The organism is Nitratireductor sp. ATLC21 (assembly GCF_057196525.1).
Map to the genome: position 1 here is coordinate 1,544,612 of NZ_JBXUOU010000001.1, position 25,642 is coordinate 1,570,253.

At 59.1% G+C, this 25,642-nt stretch carries 16 protein-coding genes; 2 read left to right on the forward strand and 14 right to left on the reverse strand.

Annotated elements, in window-relative coordinates:
* Positions 1 to 54: 54 nt before the first annotated feature.
* From AC2CHD_RS07520 to AC2CHD_RS07575, 12 genes are all read right to left on the reverse strand, one after another.
* The gene (locus AC2CHD_RS07520) at positions 55 to 1,362 is read right to left on the reverse strand and encodes an ABC transporter substrate-binding protein (protein ID WP_484553137.1); all 1,308 of its coding nucleotides are present in this window, start codon (positions 1,360 to 1,362) and stop codon (positions 55 to 57) included.
* A 114-nt stretch (positions 1,363 to 1,476) separates the two neighbouring features.
* The gene (locus tag AC2CHD_RS07525) at positions 1,477 to 2,424 is read right to left on the reverse strand and encodes a sugar-binding transcriptional regulator (RefSeq protein ID WP_484553138.1); all 948 of its coding nucleotides are present in this window, start codon (positions 2,422 to 2,424) and stop codon (positions 1,477 to 1,479) included.
* A 207-nt stretch (positions 2,425 to 2,631) separates the two neighbouring features.
* Positions 2,632 to 3,243 (reverse strand): L,D-transpeptidase, encoded by a 612-nt coding sequence (locus tag AC2CHD_RS07530; protein ID WP_484553139.1) that lies wholly within the window; start codon positions 3,241 to 3,243, stop codon positions 2,632 to 2,634.
* Between the two features lie 41 nt (positions 3,244 to 3,284).
* Positions 3,285 to 9,104, reverse strand: a complete 5,820-nt coding sequence (locus AC2CHD_RS07535; protein ID WP_484553140.1) for an autotransporter outer membrane beta-barrel domain-containing protein — start codon at positions 9,102 to 9,104, stop codon at positions 3,285 to 3,287.
* 344 nt (positions 9,105 to 9,448) lie between these two features.
* Complete coding sequence (locus tag AC2CHD_RS07540) at positions 9,449 to 11,146, reverse strand: hypothetical protein (RefSeq protein ID WP_484553141.1); 1,698 nt, start codon at positions 11,144 to 11,146, stop codon at positions 9,449 to 9,451.
* Positions 11,147 to 11,153: 7 nt separating this feature from the next.
* Complete coding sequence (locus AC2CHD_RS07545; protein WP_484553142.1) at positions 11,154 to 12,065, reverse strand: hypothetical protein; 912 nt, start codon at positions 12,063 to 12,065, stop codon at positions 11,154 to 11,156.
* A gap of 95 nt (positions 12,066 to 12,160) precedes the next feature.
* Positions 12,161 to 14,035: a serine aminopeptidase domain-containing protein gene (locus AC2CHD_RS07550; protein ID WP_484553143.1), complete on the reverse strand. Its 1,875-nt coding sequence runs from the start codon at positions 14,033 to 14,035 to the stop codon at positions 12,161 to 12,163.
* Positions 14,036 to 14,235: 200 nt separating this feature from the next.
* Entirely contained in the window at positions 14,236 to 14,886 is a 651-nt protein-coding gene (locus AC2CHD_RS07555) for an SH3 domain-containing protein (protein WP_484553144.1), read from the reverse strand.
* An 11-nt stretch (positions 14,887 to 14,897) separates the two neighbouring features.
* Complete coding sequence (locus AC2CHD_RS07560; protein ID WP_484553145.1) at positions 14,898 to 16,643, reverse strand: SH3 domain-containing protein; 1,746 nt, start codon at positions 16,641 to 16,643, stop codon at positions 14,898 to 14,900.
* 5 nt (positions 16,644 to 16,648) lie between these two features.
* Entirely contained in the window at positions 16,649 to 16,876 is a 228-nt protein-coding gene (locus tag AC2CHD_RS07565; RefSeq protein WP_484553146.1) for a hypothetical protein, read from the reverse strand.
* Entirely contained in the window at positions 16,876 to 19,884 is a 3,009-nt protein-coding gene (locus AC2CHD_RS07570) for a vWA domain-containing protein (RefSeq protein WP_484553147.1), read from the reverse strand. Before AC2CHD_RS07570 ends, AC2CHD_RS07565 begins: the two co-directional genes overlap by 1 nt.
* A gap of 257 nt (positions 19,885 to 20,141) precedes the next feature.
* Positions 20,142 to 21,071 carry a dihydrodipicolinate synthase family protein gene (locus AC2CHD_RS07575; RefSeq protein ID WP_484553148.1) on the reverse strand — a complete coding sequence of 310 codons (930 nt, stop codon included), beginning with the start codon at positions 21,069 to 21,071 and terminating at the stop codon, positions 20,142 to 20,144.
* 93 nt (positions 21,072 to 21,164) lie between these two features.
* Between AC2CHD_RS07575 and AC2CHD_RS07580 the strand changes: the two genes are divergently transcribed.
* The gene (locus tag AC2CHD_RS07580; protein ID WP_484553241.1) at positions 21,165 to 23,129 is read left to right on the forward strand and encodes an FG-GAP repeat domain-containing protein; all 1,965 of its coding nucleotides are present in this window, start codon (positions 21,165 to 21,167) and stop codon (positions 23,127 to 23,129) included.
* On the forward strand, positions 23,123 to 23,935 hold the full coding sequence (locus AC2CHD_RS07585) for a shikimate dehydrogenase family protein (RefSeq protein ID WP_484553149.1): 813 nt from the start codon (positions 23,123 to 23,125) through the stop codon (positions 23,933 to 23,935). The genes AC2CHD_RS07580 and AC2CHD_RS07585 overlap by 7 nt, the downstream gene beginning before the upstream one ends.
* Positions 23,936 to 23,962: 27 nt before the next feature.
* Here the strand turns inward: AC2CHD_RS07585 and AC2CHD_RS07590 are convergent, their stop codons facing one another.
* A complete protein-coding gene (locus tag AC2CHD_RS07590) occupies positions 23,963 to 24,787 on the reverse strand; it encodes a shikimate dehydrogenase family protein (protein ID WP_484553150.1) in 825 nt (274 codons plus the stop codon).
* Positions 24,784 to 25,638 carry a sugar phosphate isomerase/epimerase family protein gene (locus AC2CHD_RS07595; protein WP_484553151.1) on the reverse strand — a complete coding sequence of 285 codons (855 nt, stop codon included), beginning with the start codon at positions 25,636 to 25,638 and terminating at the stop codon, positions 24,784 to 24,786. The genes AC2CHD_RS07590 and AC2CHD_RS07595 overlap by 4 nt, the downstream gene beginning before the upstream one ends.
* Positions 25,639 to 25,642 lie beyond the last annotated feature (4 nt).

Consider the following 25,642-nt stretch of genomic DNA (forward strand, 5'->3'; position numbering starts at 1 on the left):
ACCGGGATCGCAGCCGAGAGAGAGGGCCGGCCGCGATCCCGGGGGTTGGCGGGCTTATTTGGGATATCCCGCCTTTTGCATTTCGCGCTGGGTCAGAGCCTGCGCGTTGGAGAGCGCCTGATCAACGCTGGATTGCCCGGCAAGCGCTGTCGAGAACTGCTGGCCGACTGCCGTCCCGATGCCCTGAAATTCGGGGATCGCGACGAACTGCACTCCCACATATGGCACCTCCTCGACCGTTGGGCTGGTCGGATCGGCTGCCTGAATGGATTTAATGGTCAGGTCCGCAAAAGGCGCAGCTTCCTGGTAGGCGGGGTTTTCATAGAGCGAGGTCCGCGTGCCGGGCGGCACATTGGCCCAGCCTTCCTTCTCCGCGACGAGTTCACTGTATTCCTTGCTGGTCGCCCAGGCGATGAAGGTCTTTGCGGCATCGGTTTTCTGCGAACCTGCGGGAACGGCCAGAGACCACGCCCAGAGCCAGTTTCCGCGTTTGCCAAGCCCCTTGTCGGGCGCAAGTGCAAACCCCACCTTGTCGGCCACCTGGCTTTCATCCGGGTTGCTGACAAAGGATGCCGCTACCGTGGCGTCGATCCACATGCCGCATTTTCCAGTCTGGAAAAGCGCCAGATTCTCGTTGAAGCCGTTGGAGGAGGCTCCGGGCGGTCCGGCATCGTTCATGAGATCGATGTAGAACTGCAGGGCTTCCTTCCATTCCGGCTGATCGAACTGCGGCTTCCATTCCATGTCGAACCAGCGCGCACCGAACGAGTTTGCCATGGCGGTAAGGAAGGCCATGTTCTCGCCCCAGCCAGCCTTGCCACGAAGACAAATGCCGTAAACCTCATTGTCCTTGTCCGTGATCTTGCGCGCGGCTTCGCCGATAAAATCCCAACTGGGGGCCTCCGGCATCTCAAGCCCCGCTTCCTCGAACAGGTCCTTGCGATACATGACGAAGGAACTCTCACCGTAGAATGGCGCCGCATAAAGCGTTCCATCCATCGAGAGCCCTGCCCGGATAGCGGGCAGCAGGTCATCGACGTCGTATTCCGGGCCGAAATCGAGTGGCACAAGCCATTTCTGCGCCGCCCAGATCGGCACTTCGTAAGTGCCGATGGTCATGATGTCGTACTGGCCGCCTTTGGTGGCAATGTCAGTCGTGACGCGCTGACGCAGGACATTCTCCTCCAGCGTCACCCATTCCAGTTCGATATCGGGATGCTTTTCCGTGAACGCACCCGCAAGCTTCTGCATACGGATCATATCGCCATTGTTCACGGTCGCGATTGTCAGTGTTTCCGCCTGCGCCGCGACAGCAATGGTTATTGCCGAGCACGTCATCATGGCCAGAAGCTTCGCCCTCATGGTCTCCTCCCAAAGATTTGAGCAAATGCTATGTTAGTGAGCAAATACTCACTTCACCACAAAGTCAAGCCCTTCTGTCCTGGCGAAACAGAAGTGCGCGCCCGAAAATTCGGCTCAGCCAGCCTCCAGCAGAGCTGTCGCTGTGCGCTCATCGGTGATCAGCCCATTGACGATGTGGCGACTGACGGCAGCCTTGATGGCGGGAAGTTTCCGCGCGCCCATCGCGGCTGCAATGACGAGCGAGGTTTCCGACGACGGCAATGGCGCGCTTGCAACACGCTCGTTCAGACCGCCCTCGATGAAGGTACCGTCTGTGCCGAAAGACCACCCCACGATCTCCCCCACAGCACCAGCCTTTTGGAGAGCTTCCAGCTCCGGCCTAGAAACGAAGCCGTCTTCAAACACCGGTGCCTTGTCAGTCATGTCGCCGATACCCACAAACGTGACATCCGCCCTTCTCGCCAATTCGAGCGCGGGACGAATCATCGGCTGCTCGTGAAGGAGATTTCGCTCCTCGGAGGATGAAACGATAACCGGCAGGGGCATGGGAAAACTGCGTGCCTTTACGGTATCCGCCATGGTGAAGATGACGTTGTAATAGGCCGCCGAACCATCGGGCGCGATGTTTCCTGTCAGCGAAACGATGCGGTGTTGAGGACATTCCATCGGCGGCAGCTGTTCGATCGCAGCCTTGAGCGTTCGCCCTGTACCGATTGCCATAATAATCGGCTCCGGCGAAAGCAGATGACGCTCAATCTGGGCCGCTGTCGCCTCCGCCACGCCCACAGTGGTCGAATTCGATTCAGGATCACTGGGCACCACTTCAGCGAACTGAAGAGCGAAGCGCTCCTTCAACCGGCGCGCCGATTCCATACAAGCAGCAATCGGATGGTCGATCCGCACCCGAACAAGCCCCTCCGACACAGCAAGAGAAACCAGACGTTGCGCCGACTGCCGTGAAACACCCAGCGCCGCGGCAATCTGATCCTGCGTGTTCCCTGCCACGTAATAGAGCCATCCTGCCCGTGCGGCGTCATCCAGTCGATTTCCGCGTGCGCTCATACGTCTTTACTCATGCCCTGCTTGTCACTCGAGTTATCATAACTCTAGCGAAGCATCGGGCAGACAACCAGCAGCATGATTCAAGCGTAGCATCTTCGGACATGCTGGACTGACACGGCCTTCACAGCCAGCATCAGCGGGTCAGAGTGAAGCAGAGGGAGAAGGCAAAGACACTGGTCCCGTAGAGAACGGGTGTGGATCCACGCTCTAGTGAACGATGACCCTGGTGCCTTCAGGCACCTGATCGAACAGTTCGATCACATCTTCATTGAAGAGACGAATACAGCCAGAAGACGCCTTGGTGCCGATCGTCCACGGCTCTGAGGTTCCGTGGATCCGATAGAGCGTGTCGCGGCCATCGCGGTATAGATAGAGCGCTCTGGCACCCAGAGGGTTGTGCGGGCCGGGCTCTATGCGCTGCGGGAGCCCGGGGGCTTCGGCATGCATGTCATCCGTGGGATGCCAGGCCGGCCATTTGCTTTTGCGTGCCACCACTGCCTCGCCCTTCCAGGCCTTGCCTGCGGCACCCACCGCGATCCTGTAGCGGCGTGCGACCGCGTCGGGTTTCACCAGATAAAGAAAATTGCTTTCGGTATCGACCAGGATCGTCCCGGCAGGAAGACCCGTCTCATTGACCACGTCCTTTGGCCAATAGGACTTGTCGAACTTGCTTCGATCAACCAGCCGAACGGGAAATTGCTCCCCAGCATACGCCCTCTCTGTGGGGACCGTGGACTCGATGCGGGCTGAATTGCAGGCAGTGAGCGTCGCCACACAGAACAAGGCAACGAACACGCGCCAAGAAACCAGGGCCTCCATGCGGGGCCCTGGTCCGTTCCGACCATGCAACAGGAAAGGGTTCACCAGGTAACACGCAGCCCGAGATTGCCACCGAAACTCTGGTCCGAGCCCTCACCGTGCAAAGAAGCGCCGTAGCGGGCTTCGCCGAACACGTCCATCGTTTCGGAAACCTTGACGGAAGCACCGACGCCCACTTCACCCCAGAGATCAGCTGAGCCGTTGCTGAACTTCGTCCCCACGACATCAGTGGTTGCCTGTGTGTCGAGGAACTCACGATGAAGATTGGCAATGCCGTAGATTGCTGCCTGGCGCTCCTGACCGTCCTCTGTGGTCCACTCGGTCTGGTACTCCAGAGCCAGCCCGATGCGCCCGCGCAGGCTGTCGGCGTCATCAGGTGTCACCACCGCACCGAAACGATCCTCAAACCGGTCAATCTTTACCGAGGAATAGAGCAACTGGGCCTGCGGTATTACGGTCCAGTGCGGGTTCAGCGTGAACCGCTTGCCCAGTTCGAGAGATGCGGCATAGCCGAACGCCCCGGCACCGCCGACGAGCTCACCCGCCAAATCGGAGCTGAGTTTGGTGTCGTAGAAATTCAAGCTTCCTTGGGCGTCGGCATAGAAACCGTTTTCACCATACCAGGTCAGGCTCGCGTCAAGGCCAATGCCAAATGTATCGATCTTGCCGGAACCAAAGAAGGAGTCGACAGAAGCATGCCCGGTGCCGAGGTGGCCGCCAAGGCTGCCGACCAGTAGGCCATGCTCGGTCTCCGCCACAGCGCCATCTACGCCTGCCTGCATCTTCCACTGTCCCAGCGAATAGCTCGAGCCGGTGGTTGAGCCGCCCGGATCAAAGGAGCCGTGCGAAGCCTCGATACGACCCCAAACACCATTGTCGCCGACGATGACCTTGTCCTGCTGATAGTAGCTTTCCTGCTCGCTGCTCACCACACAGCGGTAGTTCTGCTCGGGATCCTTGCAGAAAATGGTCTGGGGTAGTTGGTTGCGATTCCAATAACGATTGCCCGCGCGCTGTTGCAGGGTTGGCATGGAATTCAGACCGAGCAGGGCATTCCCATAGTTTTCGTATATCGGCGTGCCTGGCTGATAAAGCGGCCGTGAGGGCTGTATCTGCGGCCCGCCGCCCGGCGGCACCTGTGGGTTTTCGATGGTCGAACGTAAGTACCAGTCGCCATCGGTGGGATCGGTGATACCGTTTTTATACAGTCGGTAAGCGAACGCACCACCGACAACAGCCGGATCGCCCTGGAACTCGTAGTCACCCTGAAGGGTGAACACCGCGTTCGATCGGGCGTCCTGATCAACCTGCACGACCTTGATGCCGTTGTATGTCAGCGCGCCGGGGCTGCCCGGATCCACATTGACCCTGATCGACGTGGTTCCCTCGGAGGAGCCGTTGATGATCAGCATGTCGGTCGGTGAGAAGTCGTCGTAAAGCCGCGTGTTGAGCCATAACTGGCTCTGGCCGGCCCCGATATAGTCTCCGGATATCGTGGACGTGTCGGTCAGCGAGTAAGCCCCGTTCGTCAGATCGAGCACACCGCGGTTTCGGTAGACTGATCCGGGAAGGCCGAGGCGCGCATTGACGTTGTCTCCGACATGCAGAACGCTGAAATTGTCGAGGTAGAGGATGTTCCCATAGAGAAGATCACCGGTCAGGGTGAAATCTGTATTGTCGGTCATGTTGATGGTCTCCCAATCCTGACCGAGATTGATCCCCTTTATGCGCTGGCCGAAGGCATCATCCTGGGCGAACGAGCCGCCGTGATAGGTGATATTGGCGAGATTGAGCGTGTCGCCGGTGCCGTCCCCACCATCCAGGTGGTAGACGGTAGACAAGTCACGACCCACGATCGTGAGCTGCTCATTGTTGCCAGCGCCCATCTCGATGCTGCCGATGAGCGAGCCGGCATTCCAGAGGACGCTGTCCGTACCAGCGCCGGCATTGATAATACCGGTTACAGCGCTGGAAAAACCTGCAAGCCGCCCCAAAGAGATCGTATCGGCACCGCTGCTGCCGAGGACGGCTGTCGCATCAAAAGCGTTCGCCTTGACGGTGCCGAAATTCCTGAATGCGGTGCCGGATGAGGGAGAAAGATCGACCACCGGCGCGGAACTCGCGGAGACCATCGATCCAAGATTGACGGCTTCGGTGGCGACGCTTTCCACAGCGAGAGCCGAGCCGCCCGCCTGGCCGACATCGATCGTACCGTCCAGAATGACGCGTTCCGCATTCTCCACATAGACGCCTGTGCCGTTTGCTCCGGAGCCCGTGTTGACGGAGATGGCACCGCCGACATGCGCTGTGCCGGCCTGTGTCAGATGTACTGCGGTGTTTCCATTTCCCTTATCGTTGAGTGTGCTGCGCACCTCGACATCGCCCGACGTATTGGCGTCGACACCGCGGGCCCCATTGGTCGATGGGTTCAGATTGATCGTGTAATTGTCGGTGATAAGCAGATCTTTGCTGGTGGCACCGCCACCGGCAAGTTCGAACAAAAAACCCGTCGCCGAGGTGCCGTTTACATCAATCTGTGCTTTCGATGCCGCCGTGAAACTCGTGCCAGTGCGGATGCCCGCACCTGATCCGTTGACCCGGATTTCCGTGTTCTGGAGTTCGACATTTCCAAGTTCGGCGGCATTCTCGATACCATTGCCGGAACCGGTTGTGGTGATCCGCGTGGCACCCAGCAAAAGCCCTGAAGCATTGTTGCCGATCAGAACGCCATGGGCCGCATTGCGAGCAGTGATCGTGCCGGCAAGACCGGCCCCATCCAGAGCGGCGCCATTGCGAACATGGATGCCTGCGACACCGTCATTCACCACGATGTTCGCGGCATTGGTCACCTGAGCAGTGGACGTCTTTCCGTCCGTGTTCTCAACCAGGATGCCTGTCCCATCCTGAACCGTGATGTTGCCGCCATCCGCATTGTCGAACACACCCCGGTCCTGAACAACCGCGCCCTGCCCCTGTGTAATGTCGATCGTGTTCTGATTGGTGATGCGACCGGACTTGCGCACCAGAATGCCGGTGCCATCCGAGATGGAGATTGCGCCATTGTTCACGCCGCGACCGCTGGATTCAGCGATAATGCCCGTGGCCTGGGTGCCGGTGAAGGCAATCGCGGCATCGTTGGTGAGATTGCCACCGTGCCGGGTGATGAGACCCGTTACACCATTGTTCGCGGAAGAAAGGGTCGCCTGATTGACCAGTACGGAGTTGCGGCCCGTATCCGTGACATTGCCGGCCAGATCCATCTTACGCCCATCCACGATACCGCCGATCGTGTTGTCGCCGTCGAGACCAATCTGCGTGTTCGCGTTGACGTCCACATGGGCACCGCCTTCGGAGCGAACAGCCACAGCACCGTCGCCGGTAAGGCTATAGGTGCCTGCGCCTGTTTCAGCGTTGGTGTTGTTGCCGGTGACCTGAAGGATGGTGGAATTCGCGCCTGAAGCAGTCAATGTGCGGGCGTTGCCACCGCCCACACCATCATAAGAGGCGCCATCCTCGATGCGGAACAGCGTCGAATTATCGGTGCTGACATCAAGGTCATTGGCGACATTGTTGATCGCCGACCCGTTGCCATGGATGAAGTAGCCGATCTGGTCCGAGCCGCCGATGAAGTTGACTTCTGCTGTGTTGCCAAGATCGATCACGCCGCCCTGTCGCGCATGAACGCCGATACCGCCAACACCATCCAGATTGACGATACCGTCGACATTGGCCGTTGCGTGACTGCCCTGAACCCAAACACCATAATTTCGGGTGTTGGTTCCGGCATTGAAGCCACCGCCAACAAGAATGGTCGACGTGTCGGTCACATCGGCGTGGGTGTCCACGCGGGTACCATAAAGATAGACGCCGCGCGCATTCACACCATTGAGCTGGATGTCACCATTGTGCGTGATTGTGCCTTCGACATTCTCGGCGGCCATCGCGTAATTTACGTTGGGCGAACCGCCGCGATTGCCGTTGATGATGATCGTACCATTGTTGATGAGCTCCAGAGCACCCGTGCCCTCGGCTTCCGTTCCGGCCGTACCCGATCCGGCATACATGGCGGCTGCCCGTCCGGTGTTCGCACCAATCGTGATCGTTGCGCCGGACGCATTCTCGGCCTTTGCATCACCGAGCACACGAATGCCCGTGAGTATCGCAGAGTTGTTGCTGGTATCGGTCTGCGAATCCGCCTTTTCGAGCTGCGCGGTCTTGCCGATATTGATGGAACCCTCGTTGGTGAAAGACGCTTGCCCCTGAAGGAACACACCGTCGACGAGGCTTACATTGCCTCCCGCGCCATTCGTGCCGACATTGATGATGCCGCTGCTTGTGTTCGTTGCGGTGGAATTCCCCCCCATCACCACACCGGCATTCCAGAACCCGGTGTCCTCGTCCTGTCGCTGACTGTCAGGGTTGTTCTCCGGTCGGGAAAGCCAGTGGGGAAGACTGGTGGAAGCCGCGACATTGACGATGCCATCATTGGTGAAGTTGGCGTTGCCATCGATCACCACGCCCCGTGAATAGGGACCTGCCAGATCCACATTGCCCGATGCGTCGGGAATGAAATTGGAGATCACGCCCGTTCCGGTGTTGTGGATGTCGGTATCATCCTTGCCGATGATTGCGTGGGCGCTGTACCGGCTGGAAAGCGTGCCGTTGTTCTGGAGGGTTGCGTTGTCTTCAAGATTGGCAATGGAATGCGAACCGCCAGCGGTCACGTCCTCGATGGTTTCTCCTGCCTTGATGGTGATCGCTGCCGTGTCGGTTCCATGGATAAGCGTGCGTTGGCCAAGCGGCATGTCCTGCACATATTTCGGCTTCACCGCCTGACGATATTCGACATCGACCGTGTGCGTGCTGTAGGCGGTGGCCAGTTTATCCTTGTAAGCCTGTTCGAGAGCGACACCCTCGGGCACTGAAAACTCGCCCTTCTGGATCTGACCGATCAGGTAATTGTTGTAGTTCTGAAAGGAAGCGACGTCGACGACGGGCCCGGCCGGTATGGCTTCCTCCACCCCTGAAACAGGATTGATCCAGGTGGCGCCTTCAGGAACCACCACGCCCTGATCAAAATTCACGCCGGAGACACGGGCCGTGTTGTTCTCCTGGCCTGGGGTTGCGTATTCTCCAAGATCGAACCGCGTGGACGTGTCGTATGACAGGCTGGAATTGCCCTCCACCTTGTAGGCGCTGATGATGTTTCCCCCCGTGTTGGGGCTTGCCTTCATCGGCATGTTGAGCTGGTTCCCCGCAGCCGAAGTGTCGCCTCCAGGCGTACCCACGACTACGGAAAGGCTCGAACCATTGCTCACGGTTGCAAGACGCGGGTCCAGATAGGCTTCCTGATCGTCCACATCGTCCCAGATGGTGAAGGTCCGGGCATCGGGCGCCACATTGAAATTGCCGGAATTGTAGACGTTGACCGTGACGTTTTCCTGGTTGGTCTCGTCGAAATAGGTGACGGTCTGATTCTGCTGGCCGGTGGTAAGCACGCCATCCGGCAAAATGGCCCCGTTCAGAACGCGGCCATCAGCCTCGATCTGGTCCAGGGTCATCTGGGTCCAGTTCGGAACACCGCCCTCAATCGTATCGTAGCTGCCCTGCAGCGTGTTGGTGACACCGTTGTTGACCTCCGTCTGGCCGACGTGATCATCGTTCTGACCCCCGACGACTGCCGCAGGATCCCCATCATAATCGCCAACGGGATAGTGACCCGGAGCATAATTCCCGAGGGTGAAGTCGGCTGCCAGGCCTGCAGCTGGAGCGCATAGCAAGGACGTGCCGGAAAGAAGAAGGGTAAGTCTGAATTTTCGACGGCGCTTGCCGCTGGGACCGATCTTGCTGCACCCTGTCATCCGCACCCCCGGTTACCACCCTGGAAAGCGGGCATGCGTCCTTGATTTGATCAGCCGCCCACTCGATCAACAAGCTGGCAGGCTAGTAGAACGGTATCGTTTTACTATCCAAATACCGCTTGTTTTTGTGATCAAAGGTAAATTGCAGAGTTGAACCAGAAAAATTGGACGCGTTGCTGGCGTTGAAACCCAAAAGATATTGAAAAGTAGGGGTTTACCGCGAGGGCGGCGTTAAAAGAACATTTACTACAAGCGGGGTGGCCGATGGATAAGCGGCTTGGCCCTAAAACGACCTTCAGACCGCGGACGGGCGGAACCGAGCGAGCCGATACGGGCACCTGTCTTTACTGAGCACCACCAGCGAAATCACCGAACGTCAGGGCCGCCCGCGTGTCGAGGTAGGAGAGATTTGCCAAAACTTTACCATCCGCCGATTTTGTCACGCGAAGCAGCAATGAAGCACCCTCAAGGCTGAACCTGCCATAAAGGATGTCACGGCTGGATGCGGCATCCTGTATCGCATGCTCGCCCGGGTTTCTTTGAAGCAACGCGCACAATTCACTTTGCTGGTCACTTTGCCGGTCACTTTGCCGGGTGCAGCCGTCGAAGGGTGCGATACGAATGATTGGCCGCCCGCTTCTGTCTGTTGAAAGCTCCAGCTTCGGGCCGTTCGGCCCATTGGTGCGGATATGGAAGGCGTTTTCAAGGCCCGGCCAAACAGAACCGTTCACATGTCTCCAGGCAGGATTGTTGGCCCGCTCGGCGCTGTCACGGGCAGCCCCCTCGGCAGGCGCGACACCTGCAGCGTCAAGAGCTGCCGCGGCACGCCGGCACCCCTCCGGATCGCCCGGTAGAATACCACCCCAAAAGCCCGCTTCGCCGAGCACCTGAGCCGCTCTCTCCCGCGCCTCTCGATCCGGAAGACCGGACATGCGCGCCCGCAGCGCGGCGCATGCATCGCCGGCCAAGCCCTGAGCACCGGATGGAGGCGCCGGAGGCATCGCTGGTGGGCGATCAAAAGTGCCCCGTTCAGCCAGTTCATCAAGTGACACCGGCGCACGTCCCATCGGTTCGATCTTCAACCAACCGACTTCCTCACCGCCCGGCAGAACACCAGGGGAGCGAAAGCGCAGGTAGAAGGCACCGGGCTCTTCATCGCCCCAATCAGCAATTGCGCTGCCACGGTAAAGATCGACTTCAAACGTTCCTGCGGGCCAGCCCGTCGAGCTGACAGTGCCATGCCAACCAGCCGTGCCATGTGGCGCCGGCTTATCCAGGCTCACGCGCATCTCAAGAGGCCCGTCCTTGTAGATGCGTTCGCAGATGCGGCGCAACGCATCCGTATCAGGACAAAAACCGCTTACCTCATCGGTTTCCGCACGAAACCAGAGGACGGCCGTGGCGCGGTAGCCCGCACCATCGGCCACAAAGCTGGCTTCCAGATCAAATCCGATCGTCGGGAGCTTTTCCTGTGGCAAGCGCCAGTTTTCGGCAGGCAGGTTGGCTGGCGGAACATTGCCGGAGAGGCGTTCAAACATCGCCGCCTCGTGGGTTGTCAGCAGGCTCCTCATCGGTCCGCCATTGAACGAGAGCTGCGCAATCGCGACACGGCCTCCCCTGAGCATCAAACGCACATCGAAGGAGAATCCACCGTCCGGCAGGGCCATCGCCCCTTCCAGTGTCTGCGCCTCGACGCGGCGCAGCTTGCCTTGAAACACAAGACGGCTCAGGCCCTCCTTACCCATTTTCTCACAGATGCGTTCCAACGCTTCAACGCCATCACCCAGCTTGAAACAGTCTTCGGCATTTCGGGCCACCACTGTAAAGCTGGTGTCATGCCGCCCGTTAAGCGGATTGTCGGCGATGGATATCGCGATACCGGCCTCCCCGAACACCTTATAGCCGGTGGTTTCAGCGGAAGCCGATGCACCAAATGCGAACAGGATCGACAGGACGCCAAAACCCAAGGCGAAACAAGCAGACCATTGCCGCAGCGGCGCACAGAATTTTGCTTTGAGCTGGTGAACGAGCATTGTTGTCATGTCTCCTCTATCGACCTTCCGCTGCGCGCCGCTCATTGACGATCTCAGCGAGAAGTTCGGCAGGGTCTTCTTCGATTTGCATCCAGATACGAACCGCTTCCGGGTCGAGGTCGTATGGGCAGGCACGCCATCCGGCTGCACAGCCCAATATCTTTAGGTAGTCGTCGTTTTCCTGATCGATGAAGCGGCGAACGTCATCTTCGGTGAAATTCAGACCCTCCTCATCCTGGGAATCGGCTCGCGCGTCTGAACGAGGGCCTCCTGCAAGCGCTTCCAGCGCCTCTTCCTCGGTAAATTCCAGATCATCACCGAGAAGCGAGGGATCAGCTTCAGCCTCCGAAAAAACCAACCCTGGCTCGTCTGGCTCGAAAACGGCCACTGTGGCGAGCGCCTCACCAACAAGGTCCTCCTCAATCCAAACCGTTTGGAAGGAGATCTGAACCAGATGCTCGTCGATGGGCAGGAGCGCGCGCAACTCGCCGAATCTTGGCTCGGCTTCAAAGAAAAGCCTTGCGCTCGGAAAGTCAGGCCGTCGCGAGAGCAATGTCAGTGCCCTGGGACCAATGAAACGCTTGTCCAGGGGAAAGATATCCGGGTCGTAACCGTCGCCCGCCACATAAAAATAGGGAAAAAGAAGATTGACCTCCGGCAATGTCAGGTCGCGCTGGACGAATGTCGTTTCCCCCAGCCTGATCCAGCCTCTGCCGAACATCGCTTCGCCAGACCAACCGCTGTGAAGGATCACGTTTCCCGGATCATCCGGATCCGCCACCACATTTGGTTTGCCGTCCGGCCAGCCATCGGTGGGGGAACCTTCCTCAATGGCGGTGACCGTGCTGTAGGACTCGGTCATTGTATAGAAGCCGCCAGATTGCGCGAAAGCGGAAACGAGCTGGCTGAACAGCAGACTCGTGATCAAGCAGGCTCGGAGGACAAGGCAAACGGTTCTTTCCATGCCGGCAAGCTGACATGAGGGTTACCATCCCGCGTCACCCATTTGGGTGAGTTGGCACGCTATCGCGGTTCGCTGGTCTCGATGTGAAGGTGTTCGGCAGGCGATGAGGTCGTCCCTGCGCTCCGGAATATAAGGCCCACCGGACCGTTGAGCAGACGCGCGGCCAACTCGGTTTGCCCTTGAACCCCTGTTTTCTCGTAGATTCGCTTTAGATGAGTGCGGATGGTGTTGACGGTCACATCGCTGCGCCTTGCAATGGCATCAGGGGATAACCCCTCCAGAAGGCAAAGGGCGACCTCGGCCTCCTTGTTCGTCAACCCGTAGGCAAATTGCAAAAGCTCGATCGTCTGATCTGCAGGGTAATCTTCCATCTGCGTCCGCGTGCGCAAAATAAGAACACCCGAAGCGCCGCCGCGCTGCAGAGCCGTCTGGCGCAAAGCCTTCGGACGGAAGTGAAAGCCAACGACCTCACCGCCAATGACGAGCAAGACTTCGCCGGAACCTGAATGACATCGAGAAACGAAATCCGGGCCCACACAATCACGAAGTGACCGAGACACAGCATCGACATTGCCGGCAGCGAGGGTTTCATCCCCGAGCAGGGAAGCCAAACGCTGGTTGAACAGAAGGTTCGAATACGTCACAGCCATATCGGGCGATACGATCGCCATGCCGAGATTGAAACGGTCCAGGACATTCTGCAGCACCGCACCGATTGCCGCGGACTGCATAATCTGACGATTGAGCTGGAACGAGCGGTCCCAATGGGGCATCAGAGCGTGAACGAGCGCCTCCAGATGACCGTCGTCGATCGTGTCATCTGCGGACAGTGCGTAGGTGACACGATAGAGCATCTCGATCCAGCGGCTCTCGTCGTCAATGGCGTGGTAGCACAATTCGACGAGCTCTTCGGTACTCAACTCCCTGTTGACGTCGGTCAGGCCGAGCTTGTTCAGAACACCGGTGGAGATGCCCGACAGGTCCTCATGTTCGGCCGTTGGCGCACGGTTGAATGCGTTTCCGTCACCCGAAATCCAGTTCTCGATGATCTCTGAGATGCCTAGGCGTTTTTCCTCTATGAACAGGCCCGATCTGCCTTGCTCCACGCAATGAACCTGGATCTCCCTGAAACCCATGGTGTCGAGCTGACGGCGCATCGGCCCGACAAACTTTCCATTGGCCGTCATCGGATCATCCCCTCCATAGAGAATGAGGAGCCGCGTGCCCTCGGCTACCTGAAGATCCTGTGGCCACTTCCAGGCCTTTTCGATTCCGCGGAACATTTCATAGAAATAACCGGTCGTCGGGGTGGGCCAGGCGTATTCGTCTTCCAGTAGAGCATCGGTGAGCTCGCGGTCACTGGAGATAACATCGATGAGGCGCTTGCGATCCGAAAGCCGCGCGCCGAGAAATGTGTAGAGTTGATGCAGTGTCAGTTCATCCGGCTCATCAAGCGGGTGAAAGAGACTGCGAGCCTTGACGATGCTGCGGGCAAGTTTCAGGAGGGTCGGTTGATTGGGTGGCGGAGCAATAAACACAATACTCCGCGCCAGATCCGGCCACTCCTTGAGAGCCTCCAACAGAAGAACGGCCCCGATATTGGGAGCTACGACCATTCGATCCCCCCAAGGCACGCCTTCGAAAGCCGTACTCAAGCCCAAAACCAGGTCCCCGACCAGGCGTTCCCATCCTTGATCGATGTCCATATGGGCAAGCGGCGCTCTCGGGCCCGAGGAAAATCCATGTCCACGGAGATCGGTCGAATGGACCGTCCATCCCCTGGCGGCGATTCCTTCCAGAGTTGGCCGCAAATTGAGCGAATGCTGTGCCTGCGAATGCGTCACATAGGCAACCCTGCCGGTTCTGTCTTCACCGACAATAGTGCGGTGCATCAGCGGTGTACCATCGGGCGCGACGAGATTTCGGTTCTGCATGACCGACTCCTTTCGCGCACATTCTTCCCCCGCCCGCATGAATGCCCCATGAAAGTCTTGTTCAGCTAACGGTGGGGAAGATTACATTCGCAACACCGCGATGCAACAGGCAGTGTTGCTGCAGAAGAATGTTTGCAGGCGAAAGGAACACCAGATTTTTTAGGCTCCTGCGAGAAGAACCATTCCGTCACGCGACAGTGTCAACGTCGGATGTAGCGCATGGAAACCCAGCCCGTGAGATCGTTGAATGCGACCACGCACCAATCGTCCTGACAGCGGTCGAGGATTTTCAAGCCGCAGACATTGGCCGGCAGTTCACCAATACGCCCATAGTCTGCCCCAGGGCCCACCCTTACGTTCAAGCTTGTATTGACACCCACCACGCAGCTTGCCCCGCCCTGATTGGTTTTTGACAAAGGTGTCTGGCTTGATTTGCCGATTGCGGAGAAGCGCAGATTGGCATTGTCCCCCTCATAGACATTGTCCACGATCCGGCAGCTCATATTCGACAATACCGGAGCTGCCCCGTTCAGCATGAAGGATCGGCCGGGCGTGAAATCCCCATAGACAAAGTAATCGACCTCCCCGCAATTGGGATTGAAGATCCGGCTCATGCCTTCGAGATAGCCGTTTGAGACCTTGCCATCAAAGAGGAGCGTTCCTGCCCGCACGCCGGCACCAGCAAGCCCCTGCCTGGGCTTTTGGTAGTAGATTTTCACCTTGTTGCCTTCGACATTGACGCGCATACGCGAACCGTTGTGGTCATAAAGATAGTCGGCTGCAGATGCCGTTGCGATCAGTATCCACCCGGTGAGCAGAACGGTCACGATATATGAAAAAACTCGCTGCATCGGCGTGCTCCTCAGTACGTTTCAGGCGCGAGATAGATGCCGGGCACCCATCCGGACACTTGATTGTTGGTGATCTGACACCAGGTCGCTGACAACATCGAAAGCCGGCGCTCGAAACCAGCCTCCTGAAATGCTTGTGCATTGATCTCGTCGGCGCATTTGAGCATTTGCAGACCCGTTGCGCGGGGCGAGATCGAACCGATGACAGCGGACGAACGGCTGGGCTTCTGGCGCAGGTTCATGGTGCGGTTTAAGGGAACATCGCGCAGCCGGTAGCTCACGCTGTAAATGCCTATCGCAGGCGTATCGCCGGCCTCCGAGGCATCAAGTCCGCGTACGGGACGCACAAGCTCGAAGAGCAGGATATCCTCACCGACGATCAGGGTGCCCCGCGGATTTCTGCGAGCATGAGAAGGCAATTCAGTCAGCATGCGCCCATGTTTGCGTTCGCCCGATTGACCCGAATAGACCGTGAGTTCCCAGGCGAGCGCTTCATCGGTCTTTCCTGCGAGTTTGAATTCGACCTGATGATCTTCGTCGGTTTCAAAGAAACCGCGCAACTTTCCTTTCGCCATCAAGCCGCCGGCAGACTGGTCGAATGAGATCTCGCCGAGATTATCACCGGTCTCTTCGAGAATGGCCCAGGGATCCGACATCATAGGCCGGCCGCCGCCGGCCTGTTGCGGCGGTCTGGTGGAATCGGGATGCGGTTTGGAAGTCTGATGCGATGCCGCGATGCGGTTTGGCAGGCCGATCATGCGGGCGATGTAAGCTTCGCCCAACTTGATGCGGTAGGTCCCGGGCCGCTGTCTCAGATCATTGAAAATGTCATTGCTGCACCGAGTCTGCTCGCAGAGATGCGAACGCAAACGCGCGAACCCCTCATAATCGACCCCTCGCTGCGGGTGATGGATGAAAACACTGTGATAGGTGACGTCTTCTCGGATGCGCAGCAATCGCTCGTGGCTGTCCCCCGGAAGGCGGAATGTGGCTTCGATCAGCTCATCGACGGAGCCGCGGTTTTTGAGACGTGCCCCCGTCACGGTCGCCGAGAGGAAGCCGCGGCTGTCCGCCTTGTCATGCAGTTCCTTGCAGAAGCCGGTGTGGAGGGTCTGCGCACATGTGCCGCCCGGCCGGACATAGATGCTGAGGTCGACGGCGGCTGTGTCAGCCCCTTCATAGTGAATGACATCGACACCGATCTCGAAGGCCGGATCGATGTTGACGAGATCATAGCCACGATACCAGCGAGAAAGACCATCGCGGGGATCAACCGATACAGATGGCGATGCCTTGTCCGCCGCGAACGAAAACCAGGGCCGGAACGGATCCTGGTTTACGGCGTCATCTTTCGGTAGAGCGGACTTCGTCTGGCTGGCATATTTCAAGGGTGAGGTGCGGGCCGAACTGCGCGTAGCAGTCCAGCTTTTACCCCCCTTTGGCTGTGGCAGGCCATCGCTACTCCAGCTCCAGTGTCCGCTCAGGCGGTCATTGGCGATACGCCATTCCACAGTCCCCCAACGGCCATCGTGATAAACAAAGTAAGCACGCGCGGTGCGCCCGTCTTTTCCGAGGCGGCCCTCGATCGTGCCGATTTCGGCATAGTCTCCATAAAGGCGATCACCGTTTTGAAGCAACCGGAGCTGACCATAGGTGGAGTCCCAGTCTCCGTTCCAGTCAGCACTCAAGGAGGGCGAGCACATCAATGCGGCAAACGCCGCTGCACGGAAAATCCGATGGACACAATATCCGATCATCGGCTTCACTCCTGAAACTCGATCGTGGCGTTGTCGACATATCGGAAGCCGACGGAAGCCCCGTCACCTTCCGGCAGAGGATGAAACCTCACGCCACCAATTGTCTGCTGATACAGCCGGCTTTGCCCGGCCGACCGTGTCTGAGCGGGTGCGGCAAGGGGTGCCAACGTTGTTAGCAGCACCCCCGCCAAGCCCACAGCGGCAGCGAAGGTCGTTTCGAGGAACCTGCCCATCACTGACCCCGGAATGCCATGTTGTTCCTGTCGAAGCCCATGCCTGGAGACTGGGCATCCGTCCGCTCCATGATCAGCTCGGCCAGGGACCTTCCATTGGGCATGACCGTGTCTGCCCTTAGTTCGCCATCGGGGAAGAAACAGGAAACAGCAAGCCAGCTATTCTCCTGGTCTTTCACCTCCAGTGCGTAATGATTGTTTCCCAGAAGCCTGGACTTGAAGGTGAGGTTCTGAACGTCACCATTCTGACGATCGGTGATGGAGCAATTGAACTGGGTGCCTGAAATCTGACATTGCCCGGAAGCAACCGTCTTGTACGGGTTTTCGTCAGGACCCTGCGGTTGCACGAACTGCTTCCGCGCCATCGTCCCGTCGGGCCAGATAACCGTCGGCGCTCTCTGACATTGATCCACATGCGCGTAGTTTCCCACCACTTCGTCCACCGACGCGCCTGTCTGATTGATGTTGAAGACACCGAAGACCCTGTTGACCTGATCGTCTAGCGAGACCTCTTCCGGCGGCGACATGGTTCCAGAAGCATTTCCTTGCGAAGCCTCCGCTTGATTTCCTGACGGTGCAGGGGCAGCGCTGCTTTTGTCGCCGGCACCAGAGCCGTTGCGCTCCAGCAGCTGGAATTTCCCGTACTTACCCTTCTCCGCTACTTCGATGAAATTGCGTTGTCCCTCAGGATTGACGGTCACGGTGCCGATCCCCCAGGAGTCCTGGAAAGTCTGTGTGCGCCCTTCCTCCAGCGCATCGATGATGCCTGCGGGCAGGCCGGCGATCGAACCTGCACAGTCCAGGCCCTGTCCGCACCAGCCTTCAGCAAGCACGATGCGAGCGGCTCCATCCGCTTCCGGCGGATAGTCGATCACGACGTAACGTTTCCCGGTGAACGCATCTCCAAACACGAGACGGACACCGGTGTGCTCCGAAACAGGCTTCCCCGGTTCCATCGTTTGCCCTTCGGGCGCCAGCACCATCACGGCTTTGACGGGCCGGTTCGAGTCCGGGTTCTCAATCACCGTCAACGTGTCTTCGAAACCGCCGGGCGCAGTGAAGATGCGCAGGGCGTTCTCGCTTAGATCGAAAGTGGCGGTCTGTCCGTTGCGAACGGCATCCATGAGCGCTGCAGGGACCTCGACATCCCTGGCAGCGCAACCACCACGCCCACACCAGCCATCACCGAGGATCATGCGGCCCGCCCCTGCATCCGATTCCTGGAAAGACAGAACGGTTTTCTTTGTGCTTCTGTTGTTGAAGATAATCGAAGGAGCAACGCTGGCCTTCTGGGTCACAGTTTCGGAAGCAGCGGGTTGCTCTCCCGAAGGCTCAATGGAAGAAAGCTGAGCCTTCTCGACCAGACATCCATCACGAACAACGCGCAGGATTTCCAGACAACCGCTGCCACGCGCTTCAAGCATGGCCTTTTCTGCCTCCGTGAGGGTCCTGCCCTCGCCAACCTCAAGCCGAAGGTCCCTGAAGTCCCCGGTCACCGTCACAACGAGCTCGCTGCGGCGTTTTCCATAGCCCTCCCCACCCACATTGACGACCCAGTCTCCGGTCGGGAGGTAGAAGGGCTGCAGATCCCCATCGCGGGCGCCCGCACCGTGAACCCAGTAGTTTCGCCCTGAAGGCACCTTGTCGTACCAATATGTCGTCTGACGCTTGACTGGCGAACCATCGGCTTCACGAGCATCCACAAACACCCGCGTGGCGTCGAACGAGAAATCGTAGACGGTTGGTCGAGCTGGCTTAACCTCCACGACGCGCTCGACCGAGGTCCCGCTGTCGATATTGCCCTGTATCAGATAAGTACCCGGCGGCAGCGGGCGGGTCAGATCGTCAGCGCCAGCAATTGTTGCGGCAGGCTGTTCAGCCTTGGCCCCGTCGACGATCGGATAGATCGCGAAGTGGAAACGCGGTCGCGAGCCTCCCACCGCAGTCGGAAAGGCTTCTCCCTTCACATATGGCAGATTCGGGTTGATGAACAGATTGAGGGTCAGGCTGCCAGACAGGCTGGCTTCAACAAGATACTCGCCCTCTCCCTCCGGCACTTCAAACGCGTAACGCGCCGTGTAACCACTGCCGCCTGCGCCCTCGCGTTGAAGTTTTGCCACATACTGCCCGGGTTCCAGCACCGCTGTCGCAGAGTTTCCCTTTGCTTCAGGATATTCGAGTTGAAATTGCGCGTTCTCCACGGGCGTCCCATCGGCATGCTCAAGGCCACCGCTCAATTGGCGCACACCGATCTGTTCTCCCGCATCCGTATCGCGGAAAATGAATCGTATGGGGCGACCGAGTGAGATCTCAGATCCAAAATCGTCCTCATTTGGCGAAATGGCATTGTTGGCAACGGTACGGCGCAGCGCCTCGCCAAGCTCATCCGCATCCCTGGCGGCAAGGTAAAGCCCGCCCGTGTTCTCGGCCAAACATTGCACCTGGCGGCCTTCATCCTGCGATAGACCGAACCCGACCACATGCGTCGTGAAATTAACGCCCAGATTTTCCAGTTCCGAAGCAAGAGCGCAGGGATCGGCATCGCAGGTCTCGATACCGTCTGTGACAAGAATGACGGTCGCTGCATTTTCGGTAAAGCGGAGCTCGTTTGCAGCGATCCGTACGGCATCTGAAAGCGGTGTCTTGCCCTTCGGCTGCAAACCATTGGCCACAGAGATCATCTGAGGCACGGACCGGGAAGCCTGCTCCACCGGAACCACCGTTTCAATGTCCGAACAAGCACCTTTCTGTCGATGCCCATAGGCGATCATGCCGATCCGGCTTGAGGGTTCTATTTCGCGCAACACCGATGAAAGCGTCTCACGCGCAATCTCGATCTTGGTGCGGCCTTCGATCTGCCCCCACATGGAACCGGACCCATCGAAAACGACGATGGTGTCTGCCTCCTGAGCATACACATTGGTGGGCAGACCGAATGCCAGGAGATTGCACATCAGGAAAAGGAAACGCTGAAAGGGTGCGCTTCGAGACGACGATTTGGCAGGCATTCCGGGCTCCATTCTCGTGCGCCTTCACCCGCCGGGAAAGCGGACAAAGGCCAACACCCAGAAGAACTATCGCCTGCTTCGCAACCGCACCTCACCCATTTGGGTGACATCACACGGTTACGCGATGAGGTGCGGTGGATTGGAGCGTCAATGACGCCGGAAGGCGGCGGAGCCCGAAACCTACTCGCGTCAACGGCGTTTCAGTTGCCGGCCAGCCGCCCCTCACCGGGCGAGAATGGAGTGGGATTTTCAGGTTTTCAGGCTGCTGCAATCCTGGAACGGAAACGCTCCGTGCCCCGCTCGATATGATCGAGCAGATCAGCGGCGGCCCAATGCCGCTCCAGAGGGTCGTAGTCCACCACGCGGGAATGAGCACTCGCAAAGGTTCCCATCCTCAGATGCCATAGCTTGGCCAGCTTTGGATATCCCATCCCCTCAGCCATTCCGGCCAGTGCGAGAAAAACCGCAAGATCACGCACCAGTTCCGTATCCTCGTCCTTATGCTCGTACAGCCAAGCATAGAGATCCGGATGGAAATTGCCAAAGACGCCACCAAAGCCGCGTGACCCGGCACGCATGGCGGCAAGCGCAATCGCTGCATTGGCATTGATGATGGCAAAGGACGTCCCCGCAGTCATCGCAGCGCGGCGGGCCACCGTCGGCAGATCGCAACTGACATCCTTGAGCACGGCAAAGCGGCCTGTATCCAGACACAGCTTCAACTCGTCATCACTGAGCAGGCGGCGATACGGAGCAGGACATTCGTAGAGCCCGAGCGGCAGATCGTCTGGCAAGGCTTGCAGGATCGTCTCAAGCGCATTCCGGAAAGCCTCGAAGCCAGCATTGTTGGGGTCCAGCCTGTTGGTGACCAGAACCAGCGCATCGACCCCCGTTTCTGCCATCGCCTTTAGCTCTGTGAGCTGGTCATCCAACGCCTCGGATATGTGCCCTGAAGCAATTACCGGCAGCCGCCCATGCGCGTATTCGAGTGTGCGGCGCGCCAGCATGACGCGTTCGTCCAGTTGCAGCTTCTGCATCTCACTCGACTGGCAGACCGCGAACAAGGTCTGTGCACCGCCTCCAATATACCAGTCGGTCAGCCGTGCGAGACCATCCTGGTCGATACGGTCGGTCGCCGTGAACGGCGTGAGCATCACCGGCACGAGGCCATCAATCTCAATTTTCATTTCTTGCCCATCTGCAGGTTTCATTTGCCACGCTATATGATACGAAATGAAATTGGAATAGGATTCCAAAAATGGAGGAGAAGCATCTTGAGCGTGACCCGATGGGAGGATGATGCGTCTGTCTGGACCGGCCCGACTTATGTGGAGCAGGCCATTCGCTATCATCCCGATGTGACTTCGGCACCGGTCGCGGGCCGTATCATCACCTGCGTCGACGTGGTCGACTGGGATGGCGATGGCGGACGCGACCTCCTCCTGTCCAGTTGGGATACATGCTATGAGGGACGCGTTTTTCTTTATCAGCAAATCGGGACGAAGCCGGATGGTACGCCCCTTCTCGGGCGCGAACAGATTGTCGAAGGTGTGCGCGGCTATGTCACCGCAGTGCCCGATGGCGACCGCTTTCATCTCCTCTCCGTGTCACGCATGCGGCGGCAGATTTATCTGTTTCCCAACATCGGCACTGCGCGCGAGCCGCGTTTTGGTGATCCGGTCGCGCTGGATCTGGAAGCTGACTGGGTCAAAGGCAACGAGTATTTTCACATGGCCCGCTTCCATGACATTGACGGCGATGGTGTTCCCGAACTCGTCGTGGGCACGGATTCATGGGATGACTACTGGCCGAACGGGCTGGAATGGAACGATGTGGGCTACCGCGCCTATGATGCGGCGGGTCGCTGGCTGGGTGGGCCGCTACGCGGGTTCCTCTATGCATTCAAGAACACGGGCACTCTGAGCGCGCCTGTGCTGGGCCGCGGCAGACCGATCATCGGAGGTGAGACCCCGCTGGAGGTGTATGGTCAATGTGCACCAGCCTTCGGCGATTTTTCCGGTGAGGGGCGCACCGCCCTCGTGTGTGGCGAATTCTGGAACATCCTGCATTTCGCCGATCAGACCGGCCCTTTTACCTTTGAACAACCCACGCTTGTCGCCGACGCCGCCGGCGAACCGGTGCTTCTGGACCAATGCATTCATCTGCCTTGCGCCGTCGACTGGGATGGCGACGGGCGTCTCGATATTCTGGTTGGCGCAGAAGATGGTTATGTCACATTTCTTCGGAACACCGGCTCCGGCGCTGACGGGCGGCCAGCCTTTCAAAAGATCGGACGTGTCGAGGGCACAGAGCCATCGATACACGCCGGCGTTCTGCCCTCACCCGCGGCTCACGATTTCACGGGCAATGGCCTGCCCGATCTTGTGGTCGGCAACAGCACCGGCGAGCTTCTGTTCTACGAGAACCTTGGCCCAAATGGTGCGCCCGCGCTCGCGCGGGAAGTGATGATCGAAGCGGGCGGAGAGCCCGTGCGCATCGCCGCCGGTCTGACCGGCTCCATACAGGGGCCTTCGGAGAAAATGTTCGGCTATTCCTGCCCCACCATCGCCGATTGGGATGGCGACGGATTGCCGGACCTGCTTGTCAGCGACGTCAACGGCGAGCACAATTTCTACCGCAATGACGGTGGTTCCGTGCCTCCCCGTTTCGAAGCGCCACGCCCCTTGATCTGGCAGGGCAAGCCACTGAAAACCGTCTGGCGAGTGCGACCGGCCGTGGTTGACTGGATGGGCAACGGCCAGCTCCATTACCTCGCACTCGACGAGGATGGCGTGTTGTCGGATTTCCGCCGCGCAACAGACACGGAACTTGCCGACAAACGGCATCTGCAATGGGAGGACGGCGCGCAAATGCGTTTCACCCAGGATGTGGGCGGCGGGCGCGGACGCGTGAAACTCTGTGCCGTGGACTGGACCGGCGATGGACGGATCGATCTCATTATCGGGACACACGCGCGTGCGTCCGTGCCCCCCGGCCCGAGCGGCCAGCCACGCAACACGACCGGCCAGGCTGGCATCTTTCTGCTGGAGAACATTGGCTCCAACGACAAGCCGGTTTTCGCTTTTCCGAAAGCGTTCAAGTTTCGCGGCGAAACCATCCAGATGGCCATGCACGTCGCTTCACCGGAAGCCGTGGACTGGGATGGAAGCGGCAAGCTCGGCCTCGTGGTTGGCGTGGAAGATGGCAGTCTCGTATGGCTGAAGCGGGAGGAACTCTCATGGTAGATCTTCCCGCTACGCTCGATGGCTCGACGAAGATCATGGGTGTTATTGGTGACCCCATCGCCCAGGTGATGACCCCGACGGAGATCAACCCCATCTTTGCGGCCCGTGGGGCGAACATTGTGTGCCTCCCCCTCCATATCGGTGCGCAGGAGCTGGAGACCGCATGGGCGGGGCTCAAGGCACTCAGAAACCTGATCGGTTTCGGTATCACCCTTCCACACAAGCAGGCCGCGCTCCCGCTCTGTGACAGCCTGGACCCTCTCGCCGAGCGGGTCGGAGCGGTCAATCTCGTGCGGCGGGAATCCAACGGTTCCTTCAAGGGCTACCAGTTTGACGGCAAGGGTTTTGTTCGCGGCTTGAAGCGCCAGGGCCATACGGTGACCGGCAGGCATTGCCTCATGATCGGCGCCGGCGGGGCAGCGATCGCGATAGCGTTCGCGCTTGCCGAGGAAGGCGCCGCATCCCTGATCATCGCAAACCGCACCCGACAAAAAGCCGAGGAACTGGCAGAGGCTGTGAACCGCGCCGCTGGGCGGTCTTTCGCACGCGCCGAAATGTCCGGCCAAACGCATACCGCATCGGGCCTGATCGTCATAAACGCGACGTCGCTTGGCCTTTCGGCGAGCGACCCGCAACCCTTCGATGCAGGTCTGATCGACGAGACGATGCTGATCGCCGAGGTCATCGCCAAGCCTGAGGTGACACCTCTGCTCGAGGCCGCACGCAGGCGGGGTGCGCAAATCCATTCAGGCATTCACATGATCCACGGGCAGATCGATCTCATTGCGGCTCACATGGCCGCTTAACAAACCGGCAACGGCCGAAACCCGATCTCAAAGCGGTGTTCCAGCATCCCGTCCGGCCGCGAAGCCACCGATCAGCGCGATCTGCGCCTCAAGCATGTCACGGCCATCGCTTGTAGCCGCGCCACGCTCCCGCGCGAGCTTCAGCAATTCGGTGTTCCGCGCCAAGGCGGCAATGTCGGCCACCAGCATTTCAGAGTTCAAATCCCGGAGATCGACAGGAAAGGCGTCTGCGGATTTCAGCCCGATCGGCGTTGCGTTGATCAGCACATCGATACCCGCCAGATCGCCGGAGCCGCGTTGCGCCACCGGCCCACCGATCTCCCGATTGACCATGCCGATGGTGAATTGCAGTGCATCCTCATCGAGGTCGATCACGGAGAGCCGGCCGATCTGCTCACCGCACAAGGCATGGGCGATGGCACGTCCCGCCCCGCCAGCGCCGACGAGCATAACCGACGCTCCCGCCAGACGGCTGCGATTGGCGGCCAATCCACGCACGAAACCCAGCCCGTCGAAAAGCGCACCATACATGGAGCCGTCGCTTCGTCGCTGAATGGAATTCACTGCGCCGACGGCCTCTGCGGCCGGTGTCAGTTCGTCACACAGACGAGCCGCTGCAATCTTGTGCGGCACGGTCACGCCGATGCCGGCCACATTGTCCATCGCTGCGAAAACGCCCCATGCGGCCTCGAAATTTTCCCGGGTGACATGAAACGGAAAGGCGTAGAGATCAAGGCTCCTTGCGGCAAAAAGCGGATTGATGAGAGTGGGTGTCTGCACCTGAGCCACAGGATCGCCGAACACCGCATAGACGCGCGATCCACCGCCCAGATTTGGAATGCTGTCGCTCATGATGTGATCATCCCCCCGGAAAATATGTTCCGGCATCGGGCAAGCGCCGTATCGAGCACCAGATCAGGATCTTCGCCCCACCAGCGATCGGAGAATATCTCGATCTCGATCGGGCCGGCATAGCCGGCTCTCTGCACCTGGCGCCACATGCCGGCCAGATCGATGATGCCATCACCCATCATACCCCGATCACGCAGAACGTGTTTCGTCGGCACCAGCCAGTCGCTGACGTGGAAGCCCAGTATCTTGCCGGCAGAACCGGCGCGTGCGAGTTCGACCTCCAGGCGCTCATCCCACCAAATGTGATAGGCGTCCGCCACGATGCCGATCCCGTCGCCCAGCTGATCACAGAGTCGATTGGCATGACCGAGGGTCAAAATCACCGCCCTGTCACCGGCGACCATGGGATGCAGCGGCTCCAGCGCAAGGGTCATGCCAACGGAGCGGGCATGATCGAGGAGCATCCCGATCGTCTCCTCCACCTCGCCCCGAGCCGCAGCAAGATCGCGGCTGCCGTGCGGGAGCCCTCCCGAGAAGACAAGGACATGGTCGGCTGAAAGCTCGGCAGCCATGTCCACTGCGCGACGCGCGCGATCAAGGGATTCCGCGCGCCCGGCCCCTTCCGTTCCCAGGAGAGGCCCGGCCCGATTGAAGCCGAAAGTTGATACCCCCGTGCGGGACAGCATACGCCGCGCCTCCCGGAGGCCGACCTTTTCGATTTCATCACCCCATAAGGAGGCGCGCGACAGACCGCGCTGCGCACATCCTTCGAGAAACGGCTCCAGGCCCCACTTCTCGCGGATGGTCGCTTCATTGAATATGAACTCGGGCAATTGCAAAGCTTCGACCATGACG